We start from the raw sequence: 23,317 nt of genomic DNA on the forward strand, positions 1-23,317 counted from the left end.
CCCGAAGCCCGAAGCCCGAAGCCCGAAGCCCGAAGCCCGAAGCCCGAAGCCCGAAGCCCGAAGCCCGAAGCCCGAAGCCCGAAGCCCGAAGCCCGAAGCCCTAAGCCCTAAGCCCGAAGTCCTAAGCCCGAAGCCCTAAGCCTCAGCGCAGGCTCGCCGCCGATCGCTAATCGCGGCGGTGCACTACCGCCCGCGCGCCGCCTCACACCGTCTGGTTCCCCGCCGCGAACACGGGCCCTTGCACGAACCGCACGTCGTATTGCAGCAGCTGCTCGAACTGCGCGGCATCGGCGACGCGGTTGAAAATGAGCGGAATACGCAGCCGCGCCGCGTAGCTCACGAGCGGCTTGACCACCGAATCGCGCAGCGCCGCGGTTGCGTCCATCTTCACGAAATCGAGCCGCGCCATATCGGAGATCGACAGGATCTGTCCGGCGTTCGGCAGGTTACCCGCCACCTTGAACCCATAGCGCTGATAGCTTTTCGTCAGGTAGCCGACGAAGGTCCGGTGCGCGACCGCCGCAGCCGGCAACTCGATCACGATGCGCCCGGGGTTGAGCCCGAACGACACCAGCACGTTCGAAAAGTGGTGTCCGTGGTCGTATTTCACGCTCTTCAACAACCGTTCGTGGACGCGCAGGAACAACAGCCCGTGCTGCTGCGCGCCGAGGAAGTTGATCGCGTGCAGCGCGCGCACCATGCGGTCGAGCGCGACGAGCTCCTGGTCGTCGCGCGAGTCCTCGAACGGATTGAACGGCACCGTGCCGCCGTTCTGCTCGCGCAGCGTCACCGCCTGGAAGCCCAGTTCGTCGCCGAAGCGCGATGCGTTGGCGAGATCGGCCGTCAGCGATTGCACGCCGCTATGGACGGAAATGTCGTAGATCGGCTCGTAGGCCGAGAGCAGTTCGATGCCGTGGCATGTCGCGATGGCCTGGGCCGCGTGCGGGCCTGTTCCCATCGCGAGATGGTCGGCAAGAAACGGGTATTCGGTCGCGAGGGCGACAAGCTCGGAAATGGTCGGAGCAATCATGGTGGCGTCAATGGCGGCGCTGGCCCCCAGGCGCAGGAGCGGGGCCGCATGACTGGATGTTAGCAAGTCGGCGCGCTCGCGGCTTCTACTTCCTCGGCATATCGATATGGTTGCCGCGTGCGGGCGCGGTCTTTGGAGGGCGGTTCAGAGCCGCACAAGGCCGGAGCGACGGCACGACCGTTCGGCCTTTGGGAGAGTTTCGCTGCGGAGCAGGTATCCTGCGGCGCTTTTCAAGGCTCGGCGGGATGCGGTGCCGGATAATCGCGCGCCACGTCAATGGGTGCCGTATGCGGCGAATTCCACCACACCTGGTGCAGTTCGCGTACGCGCTGCGCCATCTTCGGATCGCGCATCACGACTTCGAGGTTTCGCGAGTTGTCGAGATAACCGCCGCTCCAGTTGCTCGTCCCCACCCAGGCGATTTCGTCGTCGATCGACATGATCTTGCTGTGGACCACGCGCGCATACGGAATGAAACCGCTCGCCGCTGGCGGTACGGTCACGACCCGCATCTCGACATTCGGCACAAGCGCGAGACTCTGCAGATAACTGACGTCGGGCTTTTTCAGATTCCAGTTTGCAACCAGGAGTTGTACGCGGACGCCGCGTGTGGCTGCGGCTCGCAACGCGGTGTCGATCACGGGGTAGTACACGCGCTTGTGCGTCTCGCTGAATTCAAGCGGCGCATAGGTCATCACCTGCACCTGGATCGAGCGCTTTGCCGAGCCGATGAGTTGCGGCAGGACCTTCCCGGAATCCGCCACGCACGCAGGGTTGTAGGCAGCCGGACTCGCCGCGAGGAACGATGCGCGGCTCTCGCACGCACCGCTGCGGGCGGCTGTCGGGCGCGGCGGAACACGTCCTGCAGCGAGCGCCTCCTGTGCCTTCCAGTCCTGCTCGAAGATCGCCGATATCTGGCGCACCGTCACGGGATCGCCGATTCGCAAGCCCGTTTCGTCGATGTGTTCCAGCGCACGCCAATCGAAGTTCTGGCTGCCGAGGAACGCCGTACGCCGGTCAACCACGAAATACTTCGCGTGGATGATCCCGCCGCTCAGCCTGCCGAAGTCCATGGTGCGGAATGCCAGGTTCGGAATGCTCCGGATCCGCGCGAGCGTCGGCGCATCGGATAACTTCAAGCCCTTCTGGTCCATCAGGAAGCGAATCTTCACACCGCGCCTGCCGGCGGCTTCGAGACTGTCGAGCACCTTGTCCAGCTGGCTGCCCGGCTGGCCCGCCACGTAGAACTGCCCGACGTCGATTGTCTTGCCGGCCTCGTCGAACATCCGGGTCCACACGGTGACGGGGTCGCGCAAATCCGGACTGTCCGCGTTGCTGTTCGTTGGCGCGTTGTGGACCAGTTCGAAACCGGGGATCGTGAACGGATCGAGCTGTGCGCAGTGGGCCGCAGCGCTGCATAGCAGCAGGGCGAGGCAGGACAGGTGTTTGCGCATGCGGCGTTTTCTCCAAGGCTTTCCATGGCATCGCATTCTGCATTCGTTTCTATTTCATTAAGCAATGAAACGATGACGAATTCGTTCAATTCTGAAATCTTCGTGCTCGCCTTCGAAACGCGCGCCAGTAAGTGCCGGGCGCATAGGAATCGTCCCGTCGCTGCTGCTTGCCTTTCACGATCCTTTCATTTGTGCTTCATGGATATTTCGTTTAGCTAACGAATAATGCGGACTGCATCTAATCCGGAGCAGTCATGATCCACTTCGAAGAGCCTCAACAGCGTCACGCCCGCATAGAAATTATCCCGATGATCGACGTGATGATGTTCCTGCTGGTGTTTTTTGTACTGCTTAGCATCAACGTGATTTCCGCGCGCGGCGTGCAGACCAACCTGCCGCAGTCGTCGACATCTACCTCCATCGATCCCGGGAAGCCCCTGGTCGTCACGGTGACCCGCGAAGGTCCGCTGCAGGTCAACGGCGCCGACACGACACTCGCCGCGCTCGCCGAGGCTGTGCGTGGCGAAGCCCGGGACAACCCTGTGCCGACCGTGACGCTCAGGACGGACGAGGCTGCCACGATGCAGCGCGTCATTGACGTGATGGACGTGCTCAAGCGCGCGTCCATCACCAAGGTCGCGATTGCCACGCGCAGCAAGCCGGAGTAATGCGCGATGTCGACGCACCGTCTCATGTACGCGCGGCGCGAATCAGTCGCGGCCGGGCTGACCGTCATTCTCGCGCTGCTGTTTCAGGCCGGACTGTCCAGCTGGACGCCGAAGCCGCTCGAAGCCGGACAAAAGGCGGAGGAGAGGCTCGAGCTTTCGCTTGTCGAACTGCCGGAGCCGGAGCCGGAGCCAACGCCGAAGCCGCCCGCGCCTGAAGTTCCGTTACGCGTCACTCGCCCGCCCGAGCCGGTCGAGCCGCCCCCACCGAAACCGCAGATTCAGAAGCCGCAACCGCAACCGCAACCGCAGACGCAGACGCAGACGCAGACGCAGACGCAGACGCAGACGCAGACGCAGACGCCAATAAGGACACCGGCGCCAGCGCCTGTGCCGACGGCAACGGAGGCGAGCACGCTTGAGCCCGCCACGGCGCCTGCCGCACCTTCAACCGACGCGGCGCAACAGGAGGTGGCGCGCGCTCAGCCGAGTGTCGCTGCGCTCCAGGCGCCCAAAAATCCCCATGCCGATCAGGACTACGAAACGCGTGTACGTGCGCTGATCGAATCGAAAAAGCGCTACCCGACGAGCCGCCAGGCGTCGATCGAGAAGCCCGCCGGCACTGTTGGCGCTTGCCTGACGCTCGGTCGGGACGGCGCCGTCAAGGAATCGAGCATCACCACCAGCTCCGGCTCGGTGTTGCTCGACTCAGCAGCGAAACGCCTGATTGAAGGCGTGTCGTATCCGCCGTTCGACGAGGCTCATTTCAAGGGACAACCGTCCCGTGTTTTTTGCATGAGCATCGATTACCAACTCCCATCAAGCTAGACATACCAAAGTGACCCACGCTACTTCTCGCTCCATACGGAGCGTGCACGCGCTGCGCGTGACCGTCGTTGCTGTAAGCCTGCTTTTTGAAGTCGCCGCCGCTCATGCACAGGAGGCCAAGACCGCCGAATCGACCGCCGCGTCGTCTTCGAATATCGGCACCGTCACGATCACCGGCGAAGGCGACAAGCTCGGTAATGGCCTGCTCATCCGCGACGACGAGCCGAAGACCCGCAGCAACATTACGCGCGCGGAACTTGAAAAGGAACGTTCGACTGGCAATCCGTTTCAGTCCATGAACATGTTGCCGGGCGTTGTCACCTACAGTCACGACGGCAGCGGTCTGTTCGGCGGCGGCCTGTCCGTGCGCGGCTTTAACAGCGATCAACTGGGTTTCACGGTCAACGGCGCGCCGGTCAACGATTCGGGTAGCTACGCGGTTTACCCGCAGCAGCTCGTCGATACGCAAAACACCTGCTCGCAGTCGGTCACGCAAGGCGCGACCGATCTCGACGCGCCACACGTCGGCGCGACCGGCGGCAATATCAGCATCGTGACGTGCGAACCGGAAGACACGCATCGTCTGCGCCTGTCGCAAACCGTCGGTGGCCTGAACCTGCTGAGTTCGTTTGTGCGGGTCGATTCCGGCCGTTTCGCAAACGACATGGCCAAGGTGTTCATGTCCTACTCGCACAGCAATGTCGAAAAGTGGAAGGGGCCCGGCAAGGCCGACCGCGACCACATGGACTTCGGTTTCCGCTTCGACGTGGACAAAGCGAACTACGTTTCCGGTACGGTGAACTACAACCGTGCCGTGAACAACAACTTCCTGGCGGTGCCGCTTGGCACCCTGAATCAGTACGGTTACTACCTCGACACCTCGCCGACCTTCATCGGGCACCTGCCGCCGGAAAATGGGACGGAGCAGAACGAAGGCGTGTTGCCGCCGGGCCAGCAGACGTACTACAAGCTCTCGACCAATCCCTTTGAAAACATGCTGGCGTCGGTCACCGGCGTGTTTCGTCTGACGCCGACCACGCAGCTCAAGCTGCAGCCGTACTACTGGTATGGCAACGGCACGGGTGGCAGGCAGCAACAAAGGTTGTGGGAACAAGGTTTCCTGCCGGTCAATCCGGACGCCCGAAAGCTCGGTGGCGCGATGGACCTCAACGGTGACGGCGATACGCTCGATACGCGAATTGTCGCCAGCAGCGGCGTGACGCACACCGATCGTCCCGGCATGACGGTCTCCGTGACCCAACAGCTTGCCAATCACCAGATTCAGGCCGGCGTGTGGTTCGAGCGCGCAGTGCACCGCCAGACCAGTCCGGCAGTGCACGTCAACGCGGACGGCACGTCGAGCAACGTGTGGCTCGACAGCGGCTGGATTACTGGTCCGAGTGGCAAGCCGTTCCAGTCGCGTGACTGGAAGACGGTCAGCACGGCGTGGGAGTTCTTCGTCCAGGATTCCGTTTCGATGCTGGCTGACAAGCTGAACGTGCAGGGCGGCTTCCGCATCCCGACGGTTCGCCGCGATTTCACCAACAATGCAAACGAAGGTGGCTTCGCCACAGCGACGTTTCAGCCGAATTCGCTCAACTGGCGCACGTATAACATCAACAAAAACTACACGGCCTTTTTGCCGCAGCTTGGCGTTCGCTACTCGATCAACGACGCGTTGCAGATCTACGCAAGTGGCGCCCGCAACTTTCGTGCGCCGCCCAACTTCGCGTTTTCGCCGACTAACGGTAACGTTTCGATCGTCGGCGGCAACGCGGTCATGACGGGTAACGTCAAGGCCGAAACCTCGAACATCTTCGATATCGGTGCGCGCTACCAGACGGACTGGGGGATGCTGTCGGGCTCGGTGTTTTACGTCGACTACCAGAATCGCCAGGCCACAGCGTACGATCCCAACATCAATAAATCGACCTACACGAATGCGGGGGCGATCCGCAACTTCGGCTTCCAGCTTGAAGCCGGAACGGCGCCGATCCACGGGTTCTCGCTCTACGGCTCGCTGACGAATAACCACAGCCGGATCAAGGACGACGTGCGCGTGTCGAAAACCGTCACGGCGCCGACAGCGGGCAAGAAGTACCCGCTGGATCCGGACTGGCTGCTGGCGCTGTCCGCGCAGTACGCCCGCGGGCAGTGGTACGCGCGTGCGCAGACGAAGTTTACGGGACGCCAGTTCGCGACGCTGACCAACGATGAAGCCGTTCCGTCGTACACCACGGTTGACCTCGATGCCGGTTACCGCTTCAACGGCAACACGTTCCTGAAGAATCCCACGCTTCGCATGAACGTCAGCAACCTGCTCGACAAGCGGTACCGCAACCCGCAAAGCCTGCAAACAGGTAACGGCAACGGCACGGTGAATTACTACCTTGGCGCACCGCGTCTGATTTCGGCGACGCTGACCGCCGACTTCTGAACGCCGAATTTTGAACGCACAACGGTACAGACGGATTTCTCTGGATTCAGAACATGACCTCGCAACTACTGCACGATTCGACCTTTTACCTGATGTACGGCTGCCTCGCGCTGTCTGTATTTATCAGCGTGGAACGGATCATCTTCTATCGCTACACCGGCCGCCATGCGCGCGAACTGAACCAGATGCTGTCCGGCGACACAGCATCGCTCGACGACCTGGCCATGCATCTCGAGAGCAATGACAGCGTGCCCGCAGCGGCGCTGAAGTCGCTCGCGCGGGCGCGCCGCAAGGCGCGCACGGCGGAAGAGATGGAAAACCTGTCCCAGGCGCTTTATCTCGCGATGAAGACCCGCCTCAAGCATCGTCTGTGGATCCTCGATACGATCGTGACCGCAGCGCCGTTGCTGGGTCTGCTGGGTACGATTCTGGGCATCATCGAGACGTTCACCTCGCTCGCTGCGTCTGGCATCTCCGATACGAAGGGCGTGTCGGCGGGCATCGGCACCGCACTGTACGCCACGGCCCTCGGTATCTCGACCGCGCTCTTCGTGCTGCTGTTCCTCAATCACTTCAACGACCGTATCGAGCGCATCGGCGATCACCTCAAGATCCTGCTGCTGCGTGCGAATGTCGGATATCGGACGCTTGAGAGCGGCAGTGGGCACGACAAGTCGGCCGGTTCGCATCGCGCCGTACACAGCGCGGTCGCGACGGAATTCGCCGACTAAACACGCTGGCTGCCGTTTCTGCTGCCCCGGGTGGCGGCATGCATTGACCCGCCCCCGACGCCTTCGCTTGCGAGGGCGTCGGGGCGCAGCGATAGCGCGCACGCTCGGGCAAACCTCGTAACCTGTCGCAACGACGGACCGCCAGGCATCATCGAAATCTGTATCGGATGAAGCATGGGACTTCGCCGCGCCGCGTAGGAGCCAATCGACGATCGGCGCATACTCTCTCTTGACCGGCCGTATCGGAAGGACAACATGAGCGAGAAGCCAGCGATGAATGCATCCCAGCGGCACCATAACGAAGCTGTCGACACCGGGCGCGGCGACACGAACGACACCAACATCGGCCGCACGCGCGGCGACTTACGCAGCTACATGAGCGGCTTCGCCAACGAATTCGCAACCGAAGCGCTGCCCGGCGCACTGCCCGAGGGCCGGAATTCGCCGCAGCGCGTCGCCTACGGCCTCTACGCCGAGCAGCTTTCGGGTACCGCCTTTACCGCGCCGCGCTCGCACAATCGCCGCTCCTGGCTCTATCGCATCCGCCCAGGCGCCGTGCATCGGCCATTCACTCCGGCTGTTGCACCGGCCGTCTCGCCATCGCCGCGCCTCGTTGCCAACTTCAGCGCCGTGCCGCCGACGCCGCCCAACCAGTTCCGCTGGGATCCGCTGCCGATGCCGAAGGCGCCCACGGACTTCATCGACGGCTGGGTGACGATGGCGGGCAACGGCTCGGCTGCGTCGATGAGCGGCTGCGCGATTCACCTCTACGCGGCGAACCGCCCGATGCTCGACCGCTTCTTCTACAACGCGGACGGCGAATTGCTGATCGTCCCGCAGCATGGCCGCCTCGCGATTGCCACGGAGATGGGCCGGCTCGATGTCGAACCGTTCGAGATCGCCGTGATTCCGCGCGGCGTGCGCTTTACCGTGGCGCTGCCCGACGGCGAAGCGCGCGGCTATATCTGCGAGAACTTCGGCGCGCTGCTGCGTCTGCCGGATCTGGGCGTGATCGGTGCGAATGGTCTCGCGAATCCGCGCGACTTCCTCACGCCGTGTGCAGCCTATGAGGATCGGGAAGGGCAATTCGAACTCGTCGCGAAGATGAACGGCGAACTCTGGCGCGCGGACATCGGCCATTCGCCGCTCGACGTCGTGGCCTGGCACGGCAACTACGCACCGTACAAGTACGATCTGCGCCGCTTCAACACGATCGGCTCGATCAGCTACGACCATCCGGATCCGTCGCTCTTCCTCGTGCTGCATTCGCCAACCGACACACCGGGCGTCGATTCGATCGACTTCGTAATCTTTCCGCCGCGCTGGCTCGCAGCCGAGAACACGTTCCGTCCGCCCTGGTTTCACCGCAACGTCGCGAGCGAGTTCATGGGTCTCGTGCACGGCGTCTACGACGCGAAGGCCGAAGGCTTCGTGCCGGGCGGCGCGAGCCTGCACAACTGCATGTCGGGACACGGACCGGATGCGCAGACGTTCGAGCGCGCGTCGCAGGCCGATACTTCGAAGCCGCACAAGGTCGCCGATACGATGGCGTTCATGTTCGAAACGCGCACGCTGATCCGCCCGACCCGCTACGCGCTCGAATCGCCGCAGCTTCAGGCCGACTACTACGAATGCTGGCAGGGTCTCGCGAAGTATTTCGATCCGCACAAGCGCTGACTTGCCTGATTGATTGACCCGATTGATTTCCCGCTCGACTTGTCCGCTTGACTTGGCCGATATCGGGCGAACTTCAGCCGAAGCCCAGGCGTCTTTTGAGTGCTACTTGTTCGCAGGCATCCACTCGTATCGATGCGTATTTGCTCGCATCGGCGGACTGCCGGGCGAGCGATCCTCCACGATTTCTTCAGCTTGCGTCCATGGTGCAGGCAAACGGCGCGTCGCACGATCCTCCTACGATCCAGTCCGTGCACGCAGGGTGCGGGACGCCTCGATCGTCCGCTGCGCGCATGGCGGACGGGATCATGCGCAACCCTTCCGGAGCGATGAGATGAACAAGTCAAGTACAACACGTATCGCGCTGGCCTGCGCGGCTGCCAGCTTCGCAGGATTTGTCTTTGCCGCCGATTCACAGTCCGACCCGTCGCAGGCCACGAGCCCGCCGGCGGCACAGGACGTGGGCGGTGCGCCGATGTCGACTGGCGCCGCTGGCGGCCCGATGGCCATTACCCATGCACAGGTCTATCAGGAACTTATCCGTTCCGAGCAGAATGGCGAACGCGATCGCCTCGACAGCTCCGTTTATCGCGGACAGTAAGTGTCGTGCCTGCGCAGCGACGCTTGTCTGCCGCCCGCCGCTGCGCTGGAATGCAGTATGTGGTCGCCACGGTTCAATACCGTGTGCACCATCAGCACAATGAGACACGATGAAATACTAAGCCTGCCCGGTGCCGATGTGCTTTTCGATCATGCGCATACGGCCGGTGGGCCGGTAGGGCTGGAACCACGGATTCGAGCGTAGCTCGCACAGGCGCGAACTGCGCTCCGCGAGCGCCGCTTCGAGCCAGTGGAACATTTCATGCGGTTGCGCGAGCCGCGCATAGGCCTCGGCAATCACGAGCGGCGACGTGTAGCGGCTGCGCCGCCGCACGAGCAGGTCGTCCAGATACCAGCGCAACACCGCGTCGTAGCCGCCCGCTTCCCATTGCGCGCGAATGGCCGTTGCCCGCGTCTGCTGTCCGCAACTCACGAGCGCTTCGACGGTTGCATCGACGGCCTCGGCAAAAAGCTTCTTCACTTCGAACGCAGTCGCAAGCAACTGATAGACGAGCGGCGGATGTTCCAGATGTCCAGGTGACAGATATTCGCTAACGACCTGGGCATGCTTGCCCGATAGCACCATGCCGAACGCACGCGCGCCCTGGAACGCGAGCGGATCGATGCGTTCGGCGCGCTCCATGGCGGCATCGCCCTCGGCGCGGCGGCCCATTGCGGCGAGCAGGCGCGCATAGAGGCGATGCGAGTCCGCGTAGGTCGGATTGCGCCGCAACGCTTCCTTGAAACCCGCTTCGGCCTTGCTCCAGTCCCATTCGAAAAAGTAGTGGACTGCAGCGAGCGCGTGGTGCGCTTCGGGCAGATCCGGATCGAGTTCCAGCGCGTTTTCGGCCAGCTCGCGTGCGAGCGGCCAGCCTTCGATCGGCGCAATGAGGCCGTGGACGACCGTCGATCCGTAGTAGTTCGAAAGGCCCGTGTAACCGAGTGCGTAATTGGGATCGCGTTCGACAGCGGTTTCGAAATACGCGCGGCTGCGGAAGAAATCTTCGCCGTCGACGGCGTGATGCGCGCTGAAGCCCGCGTCGAAGTGCACGCGGCGGTACCAGTAGAAGCGCCCGCGCAAGTAGGCGTCGTGCGCGGCCGGATCGACCGGCAGGCGGCGCGTGAGCGTGATGCGGCGCTGCTCGCACAGCGTCGGCGCGAGGTCCAGTGCAAGCGCGGCGGCCACTTCCTTGGGAATGTCGAGCGCGCCCAGTGCGACGGGTTCGTGCGCGCAACTCCAGATCTGCACCTCGTCGACACAGCGGATCAGGCGCGTGAGGACACGCATCCGGCTCGCTTCCTTCGTGAGCGAGCCTTCGAGCACGTAATCGAGTTTCAGCTCGTGTGCGATTTCGCTGATGCTTTTTCGCGCGTCGCGATAGCGTGCGGCCGTGGTGCGCGCAAGCAGCAGGAGCCGTTCGGGGTGGAGTGCGCCGAGCGTCGCCGAAATTTCGTCGGCGAGCGCGTTGCACAGGCTTTCCTGCGCCGCGTCGCCGGTGAGGTTTGCAAACGGCAGCACGAGCGCGCGTGCCGCTGCGGGCAGGGGCGTGGCGGGATCGGCCACGGCGGGTTCGGGCGCGGCGCGATGCGCGCCATCGAGCCGGTAGCCCTTGCCCTTCACGGTGATGAGATGGCGCGGCTGCGCCGGGTCTTCTTCGAGTGCGATGCGGATCTTGCGGATCGCCGTATTAATGCCGTTTTCGGTGTCGCGAAACAGGCTGCCGCCCCACAGACGGTCGACGATATCCGTGCGCGCGACGAGTTCGCCATGGCGCGACGCCAGCATGATCAGCAGATCCATCGGCAGGCGTTCGAGCCGGATCTGCTGGCCCGCGCGTCGCAATTGATAGCGTTCGACGTCGAGTTCGTAATCGGCGAACCGGATAAGTCGATCGGTCGGCATGGACTCCCCCGTGATGCCGATTCAAGAGCGCGCGATAGTGCGGTTCATTAGAGGAATGCCGCCGTATCGTGCGGTATTGCGCTCGATGCGCAAGAGCGGAGCGGCGCAGCGTGGGCGACGTCATCCTCGTTTCAATCTAGTGGGTCGCGCGGGCGCCTTCAACCCGAATCAGCTATCGAATGCGCTGCCGTGACGACCTTTACCCAATGCGAATAATTCGGCGCCCGCGAGTCCTTCGTCGAGCACCGCGCGATAACCTGCCGCGCCTTCGCGGCGCAATGCGTCGGCCATGTCGTCAAGCGGACTGTAATCGAGCGCCGAGCGGCGATCGGCGAGCAGCGCCGCCTGCGGAAATGCCGCGATTTGCGCGGCCAGTTGTTCGGCTTGCGCGCGGGCCTCGCCGTGCGCGACGACCCGGTTCGCAAGACCGAACGCGAGTGCTTCATGCGCGTCGACGGGACGGCCCGTGAGGATCAGATCGAGCGCACGCGAGAGGCCGATCAACCGCGGCAGCCGCACGGTGCCGCCGTCGATCAGCGGCACGCCCACGCGGCGGCAAAACACGCCGAGCACCGCGTCTTCCTCCACGACGCGAAGATCGCACCACAAGGCGAGTTCAAGTCCGCCTGCGACGGCGTATCCTGTGATTGCGGCGATCACCGGCTTGCTGAGCGTCATGCGTGTCGGGCCGAGCGGGCCGGGCCCGCTGCCATCGGCATGGATTTCGTTGCGGCGGTTCTCGTCGCCAAGCGCAGTCAGGTCCGCGCCCGCGCAGAACGTTCCGCCGGCGCCGAACAACACTGCGGCGCGCCATTGCGGATTCGTTTCGAAACGCGTGAAGGCGCTGGCGAGTGCGTTCGCCGTTGGCCTGTCGATGGCGTTGCGCCGCGCGGGACGGTCGAGCACGATGGTCGCGACGGGGCCGTTCGCTTCGATACGCACTTCAGTGCCGGAATCGGCGCCGAACCTTTCGATTTGCATGGCGGGTTTCCTTGATTGCGTGCAACCGCTTCAGGTCACATTCAGGTCACACGAAAGTCATGATTCACCCGTAGCGTAGGCCACTTTTAGCTCGGGAAGCCGTTCCCTCTTTTGCATGCAGTCGCTGCCCATGTTCGCGCCCGCTTCCACTCTCTCGCCGCCGTCTGTTTCCGCATCGCTGTGGGTCGTGCCGCTGCCTGCTCATCATGCTTACGATCATGTCTGCCTCCAGCGCGTCTTCACGGCGGACGGCCCGCGCCACGAGGTGGTGATCGTCGATCTCCACAGGCTGCTCCAGTGCGCCGACCGCGACGACACCGACTACGTGCTGCGGCCCGTGGGCGACTGGCATGCGGGCAAGGTGCGCGGAATCCGCGAATTTCTCGACCCGCACAACGAGCGTGTGCCGCAGATGCCGTATGTGACGGTCTCGATGCGCCGCGCAACCGGCCTCGCGGGCTGGCTGCGGCTCGCGCACGTGGGGGTCGTGGCGTTTCACAACGGACAGCACCGGGCGCGCTATCTGGCGTGGGCGGGCGCGGAATGTCTGCCGGTCGAGGTGGACGAGCGCGAAGCGCCGCTGCTGCGCGCGCTGTGTGGCGTGAGTGACGCTGCCGAAGCCGTCACCGTGCAGTATGCGGGCGGCGTGTAGGCACCGGTCGTGCAGTTGATGAGGCGTGCATGTCGCGCTTCACGCCGTACATCGAGATCCCCGAACACAACGCGAACTCCACGCGAACTCGACGATGACGAGCTCGATGTCATCATCCTGATCGACGACGTGTACGGCACGTTCGCCGACAACTTCGTCTCGCCTTCGTCTCGCGCTCGGCGCTCGCGCCGAAGAATGCGATTCGCGTGGACTCCTACTCGAAATATTTCGGCGCGAATAGCGGGCCTATTCGGCCGTTGGCGCGGTTGCGCTGGCAGCCGGCGCTGCGCGCAGGCTGCGCCGGTGCAGCGACACGGAGAGCGCGACGGCGGCTGCCGCCGCGAAGGCCGCGAACAGGAACACCGAACCGAAGCCGAAGCGGTTCGCCACATAACCCGCGAGCGGGCCGGTGATGCCGAGCGACAGATCGAGGAACACCGAATAGGCCGAGAGGGCGGCGCCGCGGCTCGCGGCGGGCACGAGTCCCACGGCCTCGACGCCCAGCGCGGGGAACACGAGCGCAAAGCCGAAGCCCGTGAGCGCTGCGCCCGCGAGCGCGATGCCCGGCACGGGTGCGAGCCATAGCAGCAGCAGACCGGCGCACTCGCACGAGAACGAGACGATGGCGACGCGAAAGCCGCCGAATCGCTTGATCGTGTGGGCGAAGAGGAGGCGGGCGCCGATGAACATGAGGCCGAACACGGTCAGCGTGAATGCGGCGTTGGGCCAGTGCTGCGCGGCGTAGTAGAGCGTGATGAACGTGGCGATCGAGCCGAAGCCCGCGGAGCCGAGTGCAAGGCCCAGGCCGTGCGGGAGCACACGCGTGAACACGCTGCGATACGACATGCGTTCGCCGTGGACGACGGGCACGGCCGGGACGGGCTTCGCGAGCCAGTAGCCGAGCGCGGCGAGCGCGATGACGGCGACGCCGAGCGTCCAGTAGCCGACGTAATGCGCGAACGCGACGCCGAGCGGTGCGCCGAGTGCGAGCGCGCCGTAGGTGGCGATGCCGTTCCAGGAGATCACGCGGGCGTTGTGCGTCGCGCCGACGCGGCCGATGCCCCAGAGGATCGCGCCCGTGCCGCACAGGCTTTCGCCGCAGCCGAGCACGAGACGGCTCACGACGAGCAGCCCGAGCGAGAGCGCGGGCCAGTGGGCGACGAGCGTCGCGAGCAGGAGCAGCACGCCGCTTGCGCCGCAGCCGATCAGGCCGAGGGCGACGGTGCGTTTCGGGCCGATCGTGTCGGCCGAGCGTCCCGCGAGCGCGCGCGAGGCGAGCGTCGCGAAATATTGCACGCTGATGGCGCCGCCCGCCACGATGGTGCTGAATCCGAGGTCGGTGTGCACGAAGCCCGGCAGCACCGCGAGCGGAATGCCGATGGTGAGGTAGCAGAGGAAGGTGAAAAAGACGACCGGAATGATCTGCAGGGTCGCGGCGAATGTGCTGCGCTCAGGCGCCGTGTCAGCGGACATGGGGAAAAATGCGGGTGGAAGACGGCGAATATCGCGTGAGTACCGCGTCAGTAGCGCGTGAAAGAAGGCGAGGCGTGATTCTCCCACGGAACCGGTTTTTGTGCAGATGCACATCAACCGGTTCGTGCAGCAGGACGGCCCCGAGCGCTGCGCCGCGCCGTGCCGGTCCTCAGGACATCAGGCTGCGTCGGCGTTCACGAGTCCCGACGGCAGCGCGCTGATGCGCTCGACCTCGCGCGACTCGAGCCAGCTTGGCGAGCGCGCGCAGTAGAGCACCATCGGCAGGGCGTCTTCGCCCCAGAACAGTTGCTTGTTCATCAAGAAAGTCGGCACGCCGAACACGCCGAGCGCAATGGCGTCGTTGGTGTTGCGGCGCAACTGGACCCGCACGGCTTCCTGCTCGATCAGCGCTTCGCCGTGCGCGATCCCCACGTGCGCGCACAACTGCTCGAAGCCTTCGTCGGTCGACGGGTCTCGGCCATCGCGCCAGATGAAACGGAAGATCTCGCGCACGAACGTGATGTCCGCGCCCCCCGCGATGGCGAGCAGCAGCGGCTTGACCGGATCGAACGGATGCGCGGGCGGCATCTTGAACGGAATGCCGAGCTGTTCCGCGCGAAAGAGCGCATGACGGTACGTGAAGACGCGCTTCGCGCCAATGCGATAGCCGAGCGGCTGGCCCCAGTGGCGGTACAGGTCGGATAGCAGCACCGGACGCGGTTCGAAGTCGATCCCCGGCCACCTGTCGTACTGCTCGAGCAGCAGGTACGAGAAGGGCGACACGAAGTCGTAGAACCACGTCGGCTGGTTGGCGTCGATGCCGCTGATCATGCTGTTCCTCCCGATCTGTTTTTCATGCGGGCCGCCTGGTGAGCGGCCCGTCGTTTCGATTGTGTTGTTGCCTGCATGCGGGTGCGGGGCGGGTGCGTGGTCAACTGCACAGCCGGGTGCCGATGCCCGATCTTGCGCGAGCCTCGCGGCGTGCGCCATCGGTGTCACTCCGGGCTGCCCGCGCCGGCGTGCCCGCTGGCGGACTGCGCCGCCTCGCCGCCGTGTTCGCCGGGTTCCCCGTCTGCCGCAGCTTCATCGCGCTCGCTTCTGCGCGTGCGCGCGTGCGCCAACCGTGCGCGCACGAAGCCGATGTGCTCGCGCAGCACGTAGAACTGGTCCGCGTAGGAGAGCGGCATCTTCATGGCGTTCACCGAATCTTCGATCGCGTCGACCTGGCGCACGAGCGCGTGGCGCTCGGCGGACGTCGGGTCGTTCATCGAGGCCCGCTCCAGCGCGATGAGCGAGCCGTACCAGCGGTAGATCCGCGATTTGACCCGCCACGCATAGAGCGACGGCACGAGCCGCAAGCCCGGAATCAGCACGACGATGATCGGCACGAGCAGCACGATCAGGCGGTCGGCGAGGCTCGCGAGCCAGAACGGCATCATGCGGTAGAGGAAGCTCTTGCCCGACTTGTAGTAGCGCGCGGCGTCGTCGCTGATCGGGAAGTCGTGCGAGCGCGGCGCGGGGAATTCGCCCGCTTTCTGCAGGAGCGTCGTGCCGCCGTGCACTTCCTTTGCCGCCTCGATCAGCAGGTCGGACAGCGCCGGATGCAGGGAGTCGCGGGCGATCAGTTCGACAGTCGGAGCGATGATGCGGATCGGCGCGGGCGGCAGGTTGTGGCCGAAATCGAACGCGCCCATCGGGATCGTGAGCGCCGTGAGATAGGCGAAGCGCCGTGCGTAGGCATCGGCCTGGGTGAAGTCGAAGAAATGCACGCCGGGCATGTGCACGAGGCGCGCCATCACCGGCGGCTGCGCCGAGTCGCCCGTGAGGAACGCCGCGTCGATCTCGCCTTTGACCAGCGCGCGGGCCGCGTCGTCGCCCGAAAGCGGCAGCAGCGTGGTCGCGCCGCCCGGCTCGATGCCGTTGGCCTTCAGGAGCGCGAGCGCCAGTTCGCGCGTGCCGCTGCCTTCCTGGCCGATGGCAAGACGCTGGCCTTCGAACTTCGAGAGGCGCGTCACGACCGGCCCGTGATAGAACACGGCGAGCGGCACATACGACACGCTGCCAAGCGATACGAGCCCCGCGGGCGCCTTGCCCGTCTTGGTCGCGAGGCCGTCCTGCACGAACGCGACGTCGACCGTCGATTTCGGATCGGCGAGACGCTGAAGGTTCTGCACCGAGCCTTGCGATTCGAGTACGTCCAGCGTGATGCCGTTGCGCGCGAGGATCGTCTTGTACTGCTGTGCGGCGTTCCAGAAGGTGCTGCCCTGCGGTCCCGCGCTGATCGTGAGCGTTCGGGGCGGCGCGGGCTGGATGAGCCGCACGGCGACCCAGATGGCGGCGATGCTCACGAGCAGGATCGGACCGAACGATACCGCCAGGTCGCGCCACGAAATCGCTACGAATCGCGCGACGAGACGGCGAGGAGGTTTGCGGCCGGTGCGTTGCTTCATCGGGGAAAGGCGTGCCTCTGAGTTCGGTGGTGGGTGGGCGGCGCGAGCGCCGGGTCCGACTGTGCGTCCGACTGCGAGTCTGACAGCCGATGGTACATGAGATTGGCCGTGGCGGCGCTCGGGCTCGGGCCGCTGCGCGCGTCGTGGGGCCGCGGCCGGGCCGCCGTGGGCTGTCTCGTTAAATTCTTTGCGCTTGGTGTCCGGCCAGGCTAAATTGATTTTCGCCGCCGCGGTAAACGTACAGGTACGTACCAGCACGTACAGGCACATAAAAGCGCGCCGCGCCGTCACGCTGACTGCGGGACTGGCTCACCTTGCCAGCCCGCGCTCGCCAGGACCGGCGACAGGCGCAATCCAGACTCAGACGCAGGCACGCCGCAGCGGGCGGATCGTGGCGCCTTTAAGGGGCGCGGCCTTGCGCGCGTCTCTCATCCTTGTCTCTCGCACGTCGTGTCCAGACCACGGCAGTCCGCCCGCGCCGCGCGCGTGCCGGACGCGCTGGCGGAAGTCGTAACGAAGCCGCCACACCGCGACCGACCGGCGACCCTTGTGTCGTCCGGCGGCATCGGCAGGCGGTCCTATCCAGAGCAACGAGGAGGGAACATGAAATCGGTCGATTTGCTGAAGGTGCTGGGGATGGCGGTGTGCGTGTCGGTGGCATGCAGCGCGTATGCGCAGGACAACTCGGCGCAGAGCGCTTCGCCCGCCGCCGCGGCGACGGCGCCGGCCAAGCCGGCCAGGGCGGCGAGGCGGGTGGATCGCAAGCTGGGTTTCCAGGTGCGCCACGCGCTCGCGCGCGCCCAGGGCCTCAATGTCTCGAATATCGCCGTGCGCGCGCGTGGCGGCGCTGTCACGCTGACCGGTTCGGTGCCGAGTCAGGGGCAGGTCGATCAGGCGGGGCAGGTCGCGCAGGGCGTGGCAGGCGTGACCTCGGTGACGAACAAGCTCACCGTGGTTCAGCAATAACGGTTGTCGCGCTCGCGGGATGGAGTGCGGCAGCAGGACGAACGGGCTGCGGCGCATGGCTGCAGCCCGTTTTTTTGTCTGCATCGCGCACCGCGCGTGCGGATTGACACACAGATTCCTGCGGAAACGGCGTATACCTTAAGGGTGCTGTGCAAGAACCCGAGGCCGCCTTCGGCCCCACTGCCGGACTACTGACATGGCCATCCGCACCTACACCGATCTGCCGCTCGACGACCGCGCCGCCTTCGAGCTTGCCTGCGCCCGGCACGGCTTCACGCCTATTCACTTCGACATCAGCGGCCAGGCCGATCCCGACGATCCCGCGCATAGCGAATTGCTGGTCGTGCGCCGCGGCGCGTGGGCCCAGGCTTACCGCGTCGACTCGCGCGGGCAATGGCTGCGCCAGTTCGAGGTCGATCTGAACGGCCGCTTTTTCCGTCTTGCGCCGCACGCGTGAGCGGATTGATAGGGATGTAAGCGGCGGATGTAAGCGGATCGCCGCAGCGCCGGGCCTCGGGCGACTGGCTCAGGCCATGACGAGGCGCACGCCGACGATCGAGAGCGTTGCCGCGAGCAGCATGCGCAGCAGCCGTTCGGGCGCGCGCGCGGAGAGCAGGCTGCCCGCCACGACGCCCGGCAGCGAGCCGCACAGGAGCGAAACCAGCATCGACCAGTCGATCGAACCGAGCAGCCAGTGGCCGGCGCCCGCGAGCAACGTGAGCGGCACGGCGTGCGCGACGTCCGAGCCGACGATGCGCACGGTCGGCAACGCAGGATAGAGCAGCAGCAGCACCGTCACGCCGATCGCACCAGCCCCGACAGAAGTGAGCGATACGAGCACGCCGAGCACGGCCCCCGTGAGCACGGTCAGCAACAGCGTGCGCGCCTCGCCCGGCGCGTGGCGGTGGCGCATCGCGAAGGCCGTGAGCTGCTTCCGGAAGATCAGTGCGGTGGCGGTGACCAGCAGCGCGATGCCGAGCACCAGCTGGATCAGATGACCGGCGCGCGGCGTGTCCATGCCATAGCGGTGCAGCAGGATCAGCGTGATCGTGGTGGCCGGCACGCTGCCGGTCGCGAGGCGCAGCGTGACGCCCCAGTCCACCGTTTTCTTGAACCCGTGCACGAGCGTGCCGACCGACTTGCTGGCGGCTGCGTAGAGCAGGTCCGTGCCGACGGCCGTCGCCGGGTGAACGCCGAACAGCAGCACGAGGATCGGCGTCATCAGCGAGCCGCCGCCCACGCCGGTCAGCCCGACCAGAAAGCCGACGAACAGGCCGGAAAGCGAATACAGCGGGTCGATATGAGGTAGAGACATCGCTTGCGCACCGGGCCGGGTCAGAGTTGCCGTCCGCCACGACGGATGCACAACGATCGCAACGATCGTATATGCGCCACTCGATGCACCTTCCGGTGGACAGCGGCAAAGTCGGGCGGCGAAAATCGGCTATTGTCGCAAAACCGGCAGATCGGTGCAGCGTTAAACGAATCCGGGTTCGTCGCGAATCGCGTTTCGAGGCGCGCTGCGATCCGCTTGCGCGCGCTGCCGCCGGCGCGTTTTTCCGCGCTTGAGCCGGGCAATTCAGGACGAAACCAGCAAAAAATCAGGGCAAAGCCAGCGGCCAAGCGGCTATGCATCGGCTGTGAAGCGGCTGTGAAGCGGCTGTGAAGCGACTACAAAGCGGCTGTGAAGCCGCGTGCCCCGTCACGGAAAATCATGAATCCCGGCATCCTCTACGCTTTTTTCGCCTTCGTCATCTGGGGCCTCTTTCCCGTCTACTTCAAGACGCTGCATCAGATTCCCGCACTCGAAATGCTTGCGCACCGCATGGCGTGGTCGCTGCTCTTCGTGCTCGCCGTGCTGCTCGTGCGCCATCACTGGCGCTGGCTCGGGCCGGTGCTGCACGACCGGCGCCTCGTCGGCCGTTTTGCGGCGAGCGCCGTGCTGCTCTCGGCAAACTGGGGCACCTATATCTGGGCCGTCAATGCCGGACACATCGTCGAAGCAAGCCTCGGCTACTTCATCAATCCGCTCATCAACGTGCTGTTCGGCTATGCGTTTCTCCACGAACGGCTGCGGCCGGTGCAGTGGACGGCCGTCGGCATCGCCACCGCCGGCGTCGCGTGGCTCACCTGGCAGAACGGCGCGCTGCCGTGGATCAGCTTCGCACTCGCCTTGAGCTTCGGCGGCTATGGGCTGCTGCGCAAGACCGCCCAACTGGGCGCGCTCGAAGGCCTCGTCCTCGAAACGCTATTGCTCTTTCCCGTCGCGCTGATCTATCTGACGATGCTCGGCGTAAGCGGCGCGAGCCACTTCATGCATGCCTCGCTGCCGCTGCAACTGCTGCTGGCCGCCGCCGGTCCGGTGACCGCCATTCCACTGCTTCTGTTCGGCGCGGCGGCGCGGCGCATCCCGCTCTCGACGCTCGGACTCATCCAGTACGTCACGCCCACGCTGCAACTGCTCACTGGCGTGCTCGTGTATCGCGAGCCGTTCGGCGCGGTGAGCGCGGTGGGTTATGGCGCGATCTGGGTTGCGCTCGCGCTCTATTCGCTCGAAGGGCTGCGCCGCTCCGTGGCCACGCGTCAGGTGCGCGGCGCGCCCTGATCTCCAGCTTGCGCGTAAGCGTCGCACCGACAGCAGCCCTGAGAGTGGCTCTCCCCGTTATGGCGCGGTAGCATGTTCGGACGACTGGCGACTGGCGACTGGCGACTGGCGACTGGCGACGGGCTTCGCGATGACGCGTAACCGCAGGCCGCGTCCTTTGGCGTGCGCGGCTGCGGCTGCGCGCCGTCGTGCCGATGTACCGTCGTACCAGCGCGCCAGCGTGCCGGTGACGACCGTCCCGGCCGGAACGATCCGTGGAGTGAGTCACGCATGAGCCATGAGGTTGCCCACCGCTTCGAGGTGGAGTTCGCCCCGCGTATCGCGGCGAAGCTTGCGAGCCAGTTCGGCCCGGCGGTGCGGGTGGAGGTCGTGCCGCGCGAAGGGCGCGGGCATCCCACGCGTGTGCGCCTTGTCGGCGCGACGCACGGGCCCCGGCATGTCTATCCGTATGCGCTGAACGTCTCGCTGACGTGGGATGTCGACGAAATCGAGCGTCTGATGGAGCCTGGCGGCGAAGCGCGTTTCGAGCACTACCTGGAGGCGACGGTGCGCAAGATGGCGTCGTGGGAGTCGGCCCGTTTCGTGGATTTCGCTTCGTGCACGCAAAACGAGCCGGAAGTGCTGATCGGCGGACTCGATTTCGAAGGGTAAGTTTGGCGCTGCAGCGCCTGGGTGCGCGCCCCGGACGTCCATCACGAATCCAGCAAGTGACGGTTTGAACCGCGCGCCGCCGATGACCCGGCGGCGCGTTTAACGTTTTGCGCGTGTCAGTCCGGCGCTAATCCCACGTTTGGCCCACGTTTGGCCGACGTTTGTGCCACGTTAATCCCGTCCAGCCCGCGTGAGCCACTCGCGGCCCTTGAGCACGCCGAACCAGTAGAAGCGCGGCAGCACGGCGGCCTTGAGGAACCACATGAGCCGGCTCGCGCGCGTCGGGTTCAGCGGGAACGTGGGCAGCAGCTTGCCGCCGTAGCCGAATTCGGCCAGCACGACCTTGCCGCGCTCGACCGTGAGCGGGCACGCGCCATAGCCGTCGTAGCGGTACGCGAGCGGCTTGCCGCCGCGCGCGGCGAGCAGGTTCTCGGCGACGATTACGGCCTGCTTGCGTGCCGCCGCGCCCGTCTTCGCGTTCGGCGCGGAGCACACGTCGCCGAGTGAGAACACATTCGAAAAGCGCGGATGCTGCAGCGTCGCGTGATCGACTTCGCACCAGCCGCCATCATCGGCGAGTTCGCTGTCGCGGATGAAATCGGGCGGCACCTGCGGCGGCACCACGTGGATCATGTCGAAACGCTTCTCGACGCGCGCGACCTTGCCGCTCGCGTCCTTCGTCTCGAACGTCGCCGTGCGCGACGGGCCGTCGATGGCCACCAGATTCGACGAGAACGCGAGCTTCGCGTTGTAGCGCTCCACGTATTTCATGAGCGGCGGCACGAAGACCGCGACGCCGAAGAGAACCGCGCCCGCGAGATTGAACTCGACGTTGACCTTCGACAGCACGCCGGTGCGCCGCCAGTAGTCGCACGCGAGGTACATCGCCTTTTGCGGCGCGCCCGCGCACTTGATCGGCATGACGGGCTGCGTGAAGAGCGCGGTGCCCGCCTTCATCTGCTCGACGAGCTGCCACGTATAGGGCGCGAGGTCGTAGCAGTAGTTCGATGTGACGCCATGCTTGCCGAGTGTTGCCTCGAGCCCCGGAATGCGCTCCCACGCGAGCCGCAGCCCCGGCGTGACGATGAGGTCGCGGTAGGCGACGGTCTCGCCGTTGTCGAGGCGCACGAGGTTGTTGTGCGGCTCGACGCGCGTCGCCGCCGCGCGGATCCATTTCACGCCCTCGGGAATCACGCTTGCCATCGGACGACGTGTCTTCTTCGCGTCGTAGACCCCGCCGCCAACGAGCGTCCAGGCCGGCTGATAGTCGTGATGGTCGGCCGGCTCGACGATCGCGATATTCAGGTAGGGCTGGCGGCGCAGCAGGCTCGCCGTGACGGCGATGCCCGCGAAGCCCCCGCCGATCACGACGATGTCGAATCCCGCGCCGTCCCAGTCGCATGCGGGCAGGACGGCCGGCGCACTCGGCGCCTGCGCGGCGGCTGGCGAGGCGGCGAGCTGATAAAGCGTCGTCGCACGGTTGCCGCTGCGGCAGTACGCGAGAATCGGGTCGGGCAAATCGTCGAGCAGTTGTGCGAAGCGTTCGGCGTCGCTCGCCGTGATCTGTCCCGGCTTCACCGGCAAATAGGCGAACTGCAGGCCGTGCTTCGCCGCGGCGGTGCGCAGATCCTGCGACGTGGGCTGATCCGCGCCGCTTTCGCCGTCCGGGCGGGTGCAGATGATCGAACGGTAGCCTGCGCCGGCAATGCGGGCGACGTCGTCGGGGGTGATCTGGTCGGCGCTGGCGAACCGGTCGCTGTGCGGGACGATTTGCATGATGGGGAAGACTCCTGATCAGGGTCGGTGACGACGGCGTTCGAGGACAGTGTAGAGCGCCATCCCGGCGAGCATGGCGGCCACGAAGAGCCACGCGCCGGGCTGGCCGCTGCCCACGTTGACGAGCGCGGGGCCCGGACAGAAGCCCGCGAGTCCCCAGCCGGCGCCGAACAGCAGACTGCCGCCGACGAGGCGGAAATCGACGCGCGTGGCCGTGGGCAGGTGCATCGGCGCGCCGAGCACGCTCGTGCGGCGCGTGCGCGCGAAACGATAGCCGAGCGCGCCGAGCGCGATCGCGCCCGCCATCACGAAGGCGAGCGACGGATCCCAGTGACCGGCCAGATCCAGAAAACCCAGCACCTTGGCCGGGTTCGCCATGCCGGAGAGGATCAGGCCGACGCCGAACACGAGGCCGCTGACGAATGCGTTGACGACCTTCAT

General features: G+C 65.4%; 21 protein-coding genes. 11 read left to right on the top strand and 10 right to left on the bottom strand.

Translation table 11 applies throughout. From position 1 onward, the window contains the following. Positions 1 to 202: 202 nt before the first annotated feature. Both Q0L30_RS13765 and Q0L30_RS13770 read right to left on the bottom strand, forming a co-directional pair. The gene (locus tag Q0L30_RS13765; protein WP_296657113.1) at positions 203 to 1,030 is read right to left on the bottom strand and encodes an EAL domain-containing protein; all 828 of its coding nucleotides are present in this window, start codon (positions 1,028 to 1,030) and stop codon (positions 203 to 205) included. 230 nt (positions 1,031 to 1,260) lie between these two features. Next, the gene (locus tag Q0L30_RS13770) at positions 1,261 to 2,484 is read right to left on the bottom strand and encodes a phospholipase D-like domain-containing protein (RefSeq protein ID WP_296657119.1); all 1,224 of its coding nucleotides are present in this window, start codon (positions 2,482 to 2,484) and stop codon (positions 1,261 to 1,263) included. Positions 2,485 to 2,738: 254 nt separating this feature from the next. Between Q0L30_RS13770 and Q0L30_RS13775 the strand changes: the two genes are divergently transcribed. The 6 genes from Q0L30_RS13775 to Q0L30_RS13800 all read left to right on the top strand — a co-directional run bounded on the left by Q0L30_RS13775 (position 2,739) and on the right by Q0L30_RS13800 (position 9,420). After that, positions 2,739 to 3,152 carry a biopolymer transporter ExbD gene (locus Q0L30_RS13775; RefSeq protein WP_296657122.1) on the top strand — a complete coding sequence of 138 codons (414 nt, stop codon included), beginning with the start codon at positions 2,739 to 2,741 and terminating at the stop codon, positions 3,150 to 3,152. A gap of 6 nt (positions 3,153 to 3,158) precedes the next feature. Then, positions 3,159 to 3,977, top strand: a complete 819-nt coding sequence (locus Q0L30_RS13780) for an energy transducer TonB (protein ID WP_296657125.1) — start codon at positions 3,159 to 3,161, stop codon at positions 3,975 to 3,977. Between the two features lie 58 nt (positions 3,978 to 4,035). After that, positions 4,036 to 6,414 (top strand): TonB-dependent receptor, encoded by a 2,379-nt coding sequence (locus Q0L30_RS13785; RefSeq protein ID WP_296657128.1) that lies wholly within the window; start codon positions 4,036 to 4,038, stop codon positions 6,412 to 6,414. A 53-nt stretch (positions 6,415 to 6,467) separates the two neighbouring features. Next, entirely contained in the window at positions 6,468 to 7,145 is a 678-nt protein-coding gene (locus Q0L30_RS13790; RefSeq protein ID WP_296657131.1) for a MotA/TolQ/ExbB proton channel family protein, read from the top strand. A gap of 375 nt (positions 7,146 to 7,520) precedes the next feature. Next, positions 7,521 to 8,822, top strand: coding sequence for a homogentisate 1,2-dioxygenase (gene hmgA / locus Q0L30_RS13795; RefSeq protein ID WP_296657262.1), 1,302 nt, complete (start codon positions 7,521 to 7,523; stop codon positions 8,820 to 8,822). 331 nt (positions 8,823 to 9,153) lie between these two features. Next, positions 9,154 to 9,420 (top strand): hypothetical protein, encoded by a 267-nt coding sequence (locus Q0L30_RS13800; protein ID WP_296657134.1) that lies wholly within the window; start codon positions 9,154 to 9,156, stop codon positions 9,418 to 9,420. Positions 9,421 to 9,537: 117 nt separating this feature from the next. On the opposite strand, the gene Q0L30_RS13805 is transcribed toward Q0L30_RS13800, so the two are convergent. Then, the gene (locus Q0L30_RS13805; protein ID WP_296657136.1) at positions 9,538 to 11,322 is read right to left on the bottom strand and encodes a winged helix-turn-helix domain-containing protein; all 1,785 of its coding nucleotides are present in this window, start codon (positions 11,320 to 11,322) and stop codon (positions 9,538 to 9,540) included. Between the two features lie 168 nt (positions 11,323 to 11,490). Further along, complete coding sequence (locus tag Q0L30_RS13810) at positions 11,491 to 12,303, bottom strand: crotonase/enoyl-CoA hydratase family protein (protein ID WP_296657139.1); 813 nt, start codon at positions 12,301 to 12,303, stop codon at positions 11,491 to 11,493. Positions 12,304 to 12,433: 130 nt separating this feature from the next. Between Q0L30_RS13810 and Q0L30_RS13815 the strand changes: the two genes are divergently transcribed. Continuing rightward, on the top strand, positions 12,434 to 12,955 hold the full coding sequence (locus Q0L30_RS13815; protein ID WP_296657144.1) for a hypothetical protein: 522 nt from the start codon (positions 12,434 to 12,436) through the stop codon (positions 12,953 to 12,955). Positions 12,956 to 13,201: 246 nt separating this feature from the next. Here the strand turns inward: Q0L30_RS13815 and Q0L30_RS13820 are convergent, their stop codons facing one another. The 3 genes from Q0L30_RS13820 to Q0L30_RS13830 form a co-directional block, all read right to left on the bottom strand. Beyond that, the gene (locus Q0L30_RS13820) at positions 13,202 to 14,428 is read right to left on the bottom strand and encodes an MFS transporter (protein WP_296657146.1); all 1,227 of its coding nucleotides are present in this window, start codon (positions 14,426 to 14,428) and stop codon (positions 13,202 to 13,204) included. A 177-nt stretch (positions 14,429 to 14,605) separates the two neighbouring features. Further along, positions 14,606 to 15,259, bottom strand: coding sequence for a 2-hydroxychromene-2-carboxylate isomerase (locus Q0L30_RS13825; RefSeq protein ID WP_296657149.1), 654 nt, complete (start codon positions 15,257 to 15,259; stop codon positions 14,606 to 14,608). 164 nt (positions 15,260 to 15,423) lie between these two features. Continuing rightward, entirely contained in the window at positions 15,424 to 16,878 is a 1,455-nt protein-coding gene (locus Q0L30_RS13830; RefSeq protein WP_296657153.1) for a TAXI family TRAP transporter solute-binding subunit, read from the bottom strand. Between the two features lie 603 nt (positions 16,879 to 17,481). On the opposite strand from Q0L30_RS13830, the gene Q0L30_RS13835 reads away from it, so the two are divergent. Together Q0L30_RS13835 and Q0L30_RS13840 are read left to right on the top strand one after the other, a co-directional pair. Continuing rightward, entirely contained in the window at positions 17,482 to 17,844 is a 363-nt protein-coding gene (locus Q0L30_RS13835; protein WP_296657154.1) for a BON domain-containing protein, read from the top strand. A gap of 196 nt (positions 17,845 to 18,040) precedes the next feature. Next, positions 18,041 to 18,301: a hypothetical protein gene (locus Q0L30_RS13840; protein ID WP_296657157.1), complete on the top strand. Its 261-nt coding sequence runs from the start codon at positions 18,041 to 18,043 to the stop codon at positions 18,299 to 18,301. A gap of 69 nt (positions 18,302 to 18,370) precedes the next feature. Here the strand turns inward: Q0L30_RS13840 and Q0L30_RS13845 are convergent, their stop codons facing one another. Continuing rightward, positions 18,371 to 19,159 carry a sulfite exporter TauE/SafE family protein gene (locus Q0L30_RS13845; protein WP_296657159.1) on the bottom strand — a complete coding sequence of 263 codons (789 nt, stop codon included), beginning with the start codon at positions 19,157 to 19,159 and terminating at the stop codon, positions 18,371 to 18,373. A 399-nt stretch (positions 19,160 to 19,558) separates the two neighbouring features. On the opposite strand from Q0L30_RS13845, the gene rarD reads away from it, so the two are divergent. Together rarD and Q0L30_RS13855 are read left to right on the top strand one after the other, a co-directional pair. Further along, entirely contained in the window at positions 19,559 to 20,449 is an 891-nt protein-coding gene (gene rarD, locus Q0L30_RS13850) for an EamA family transporter RarD (protein ID WP_296657162.1), read from the top strand. A gap of 270 nt (positions 20,450 to 20,719) precedes the next feature. Further along, complete coding sequence (locus Q0L30_RS13855) at positions 20,720 to 21,100, top strand: DUF5594 family protein (protein WP_296657163.1); 381 nt, start codon at positions 20,720 to 20,722, stop codon at positions 21,098 to 21,100. Positions 21,101 to 21,271: 171 nt separating this feature from the next. Here the strand turns inward: Q0L30_RS13855 and Q0L30_RS13860 are convergent, their stop codons facing one another. Together Q0L30_RS13860 and Q0L30_RS13865 are read right to left on the bottom strand one after the other, a co-directional pair. Beyond that, positions 21,272 to 22,876, bottom strand: coding sequence for a bifunctional protein tyrosine phosphatase family protein/NAD(P)/FAD-dependent oxidoreductase (locus tag Q0L30_RS13860; protein WP_296657165.1), 1,605 nt, complete (start codon positions 22,874 to 22,876; stop codon positions 21,272 to 21,274). An 18-nt stretch (positions 22,877 to 22,894) separates the two neighbouring features. After that, positions 22,895 to 23,317, bottom strand: coding sequence for a YeeE/YedE family protein (locus Q0L30_RS13865; RefSeq protein WP_296657169.1), 423 nt, complete (start codon positions 23,315 to 23,317; stop codon positions 22,895 to 22,897).

The organism is Paraburkholderia sp., from assembly GCF_024281035.1.
Lineage (GTDB): Bacteria > Pseudomonadota > Gammaproteobacteria > Burkholderiales > Burkholderiaceae > Paraburkholderia.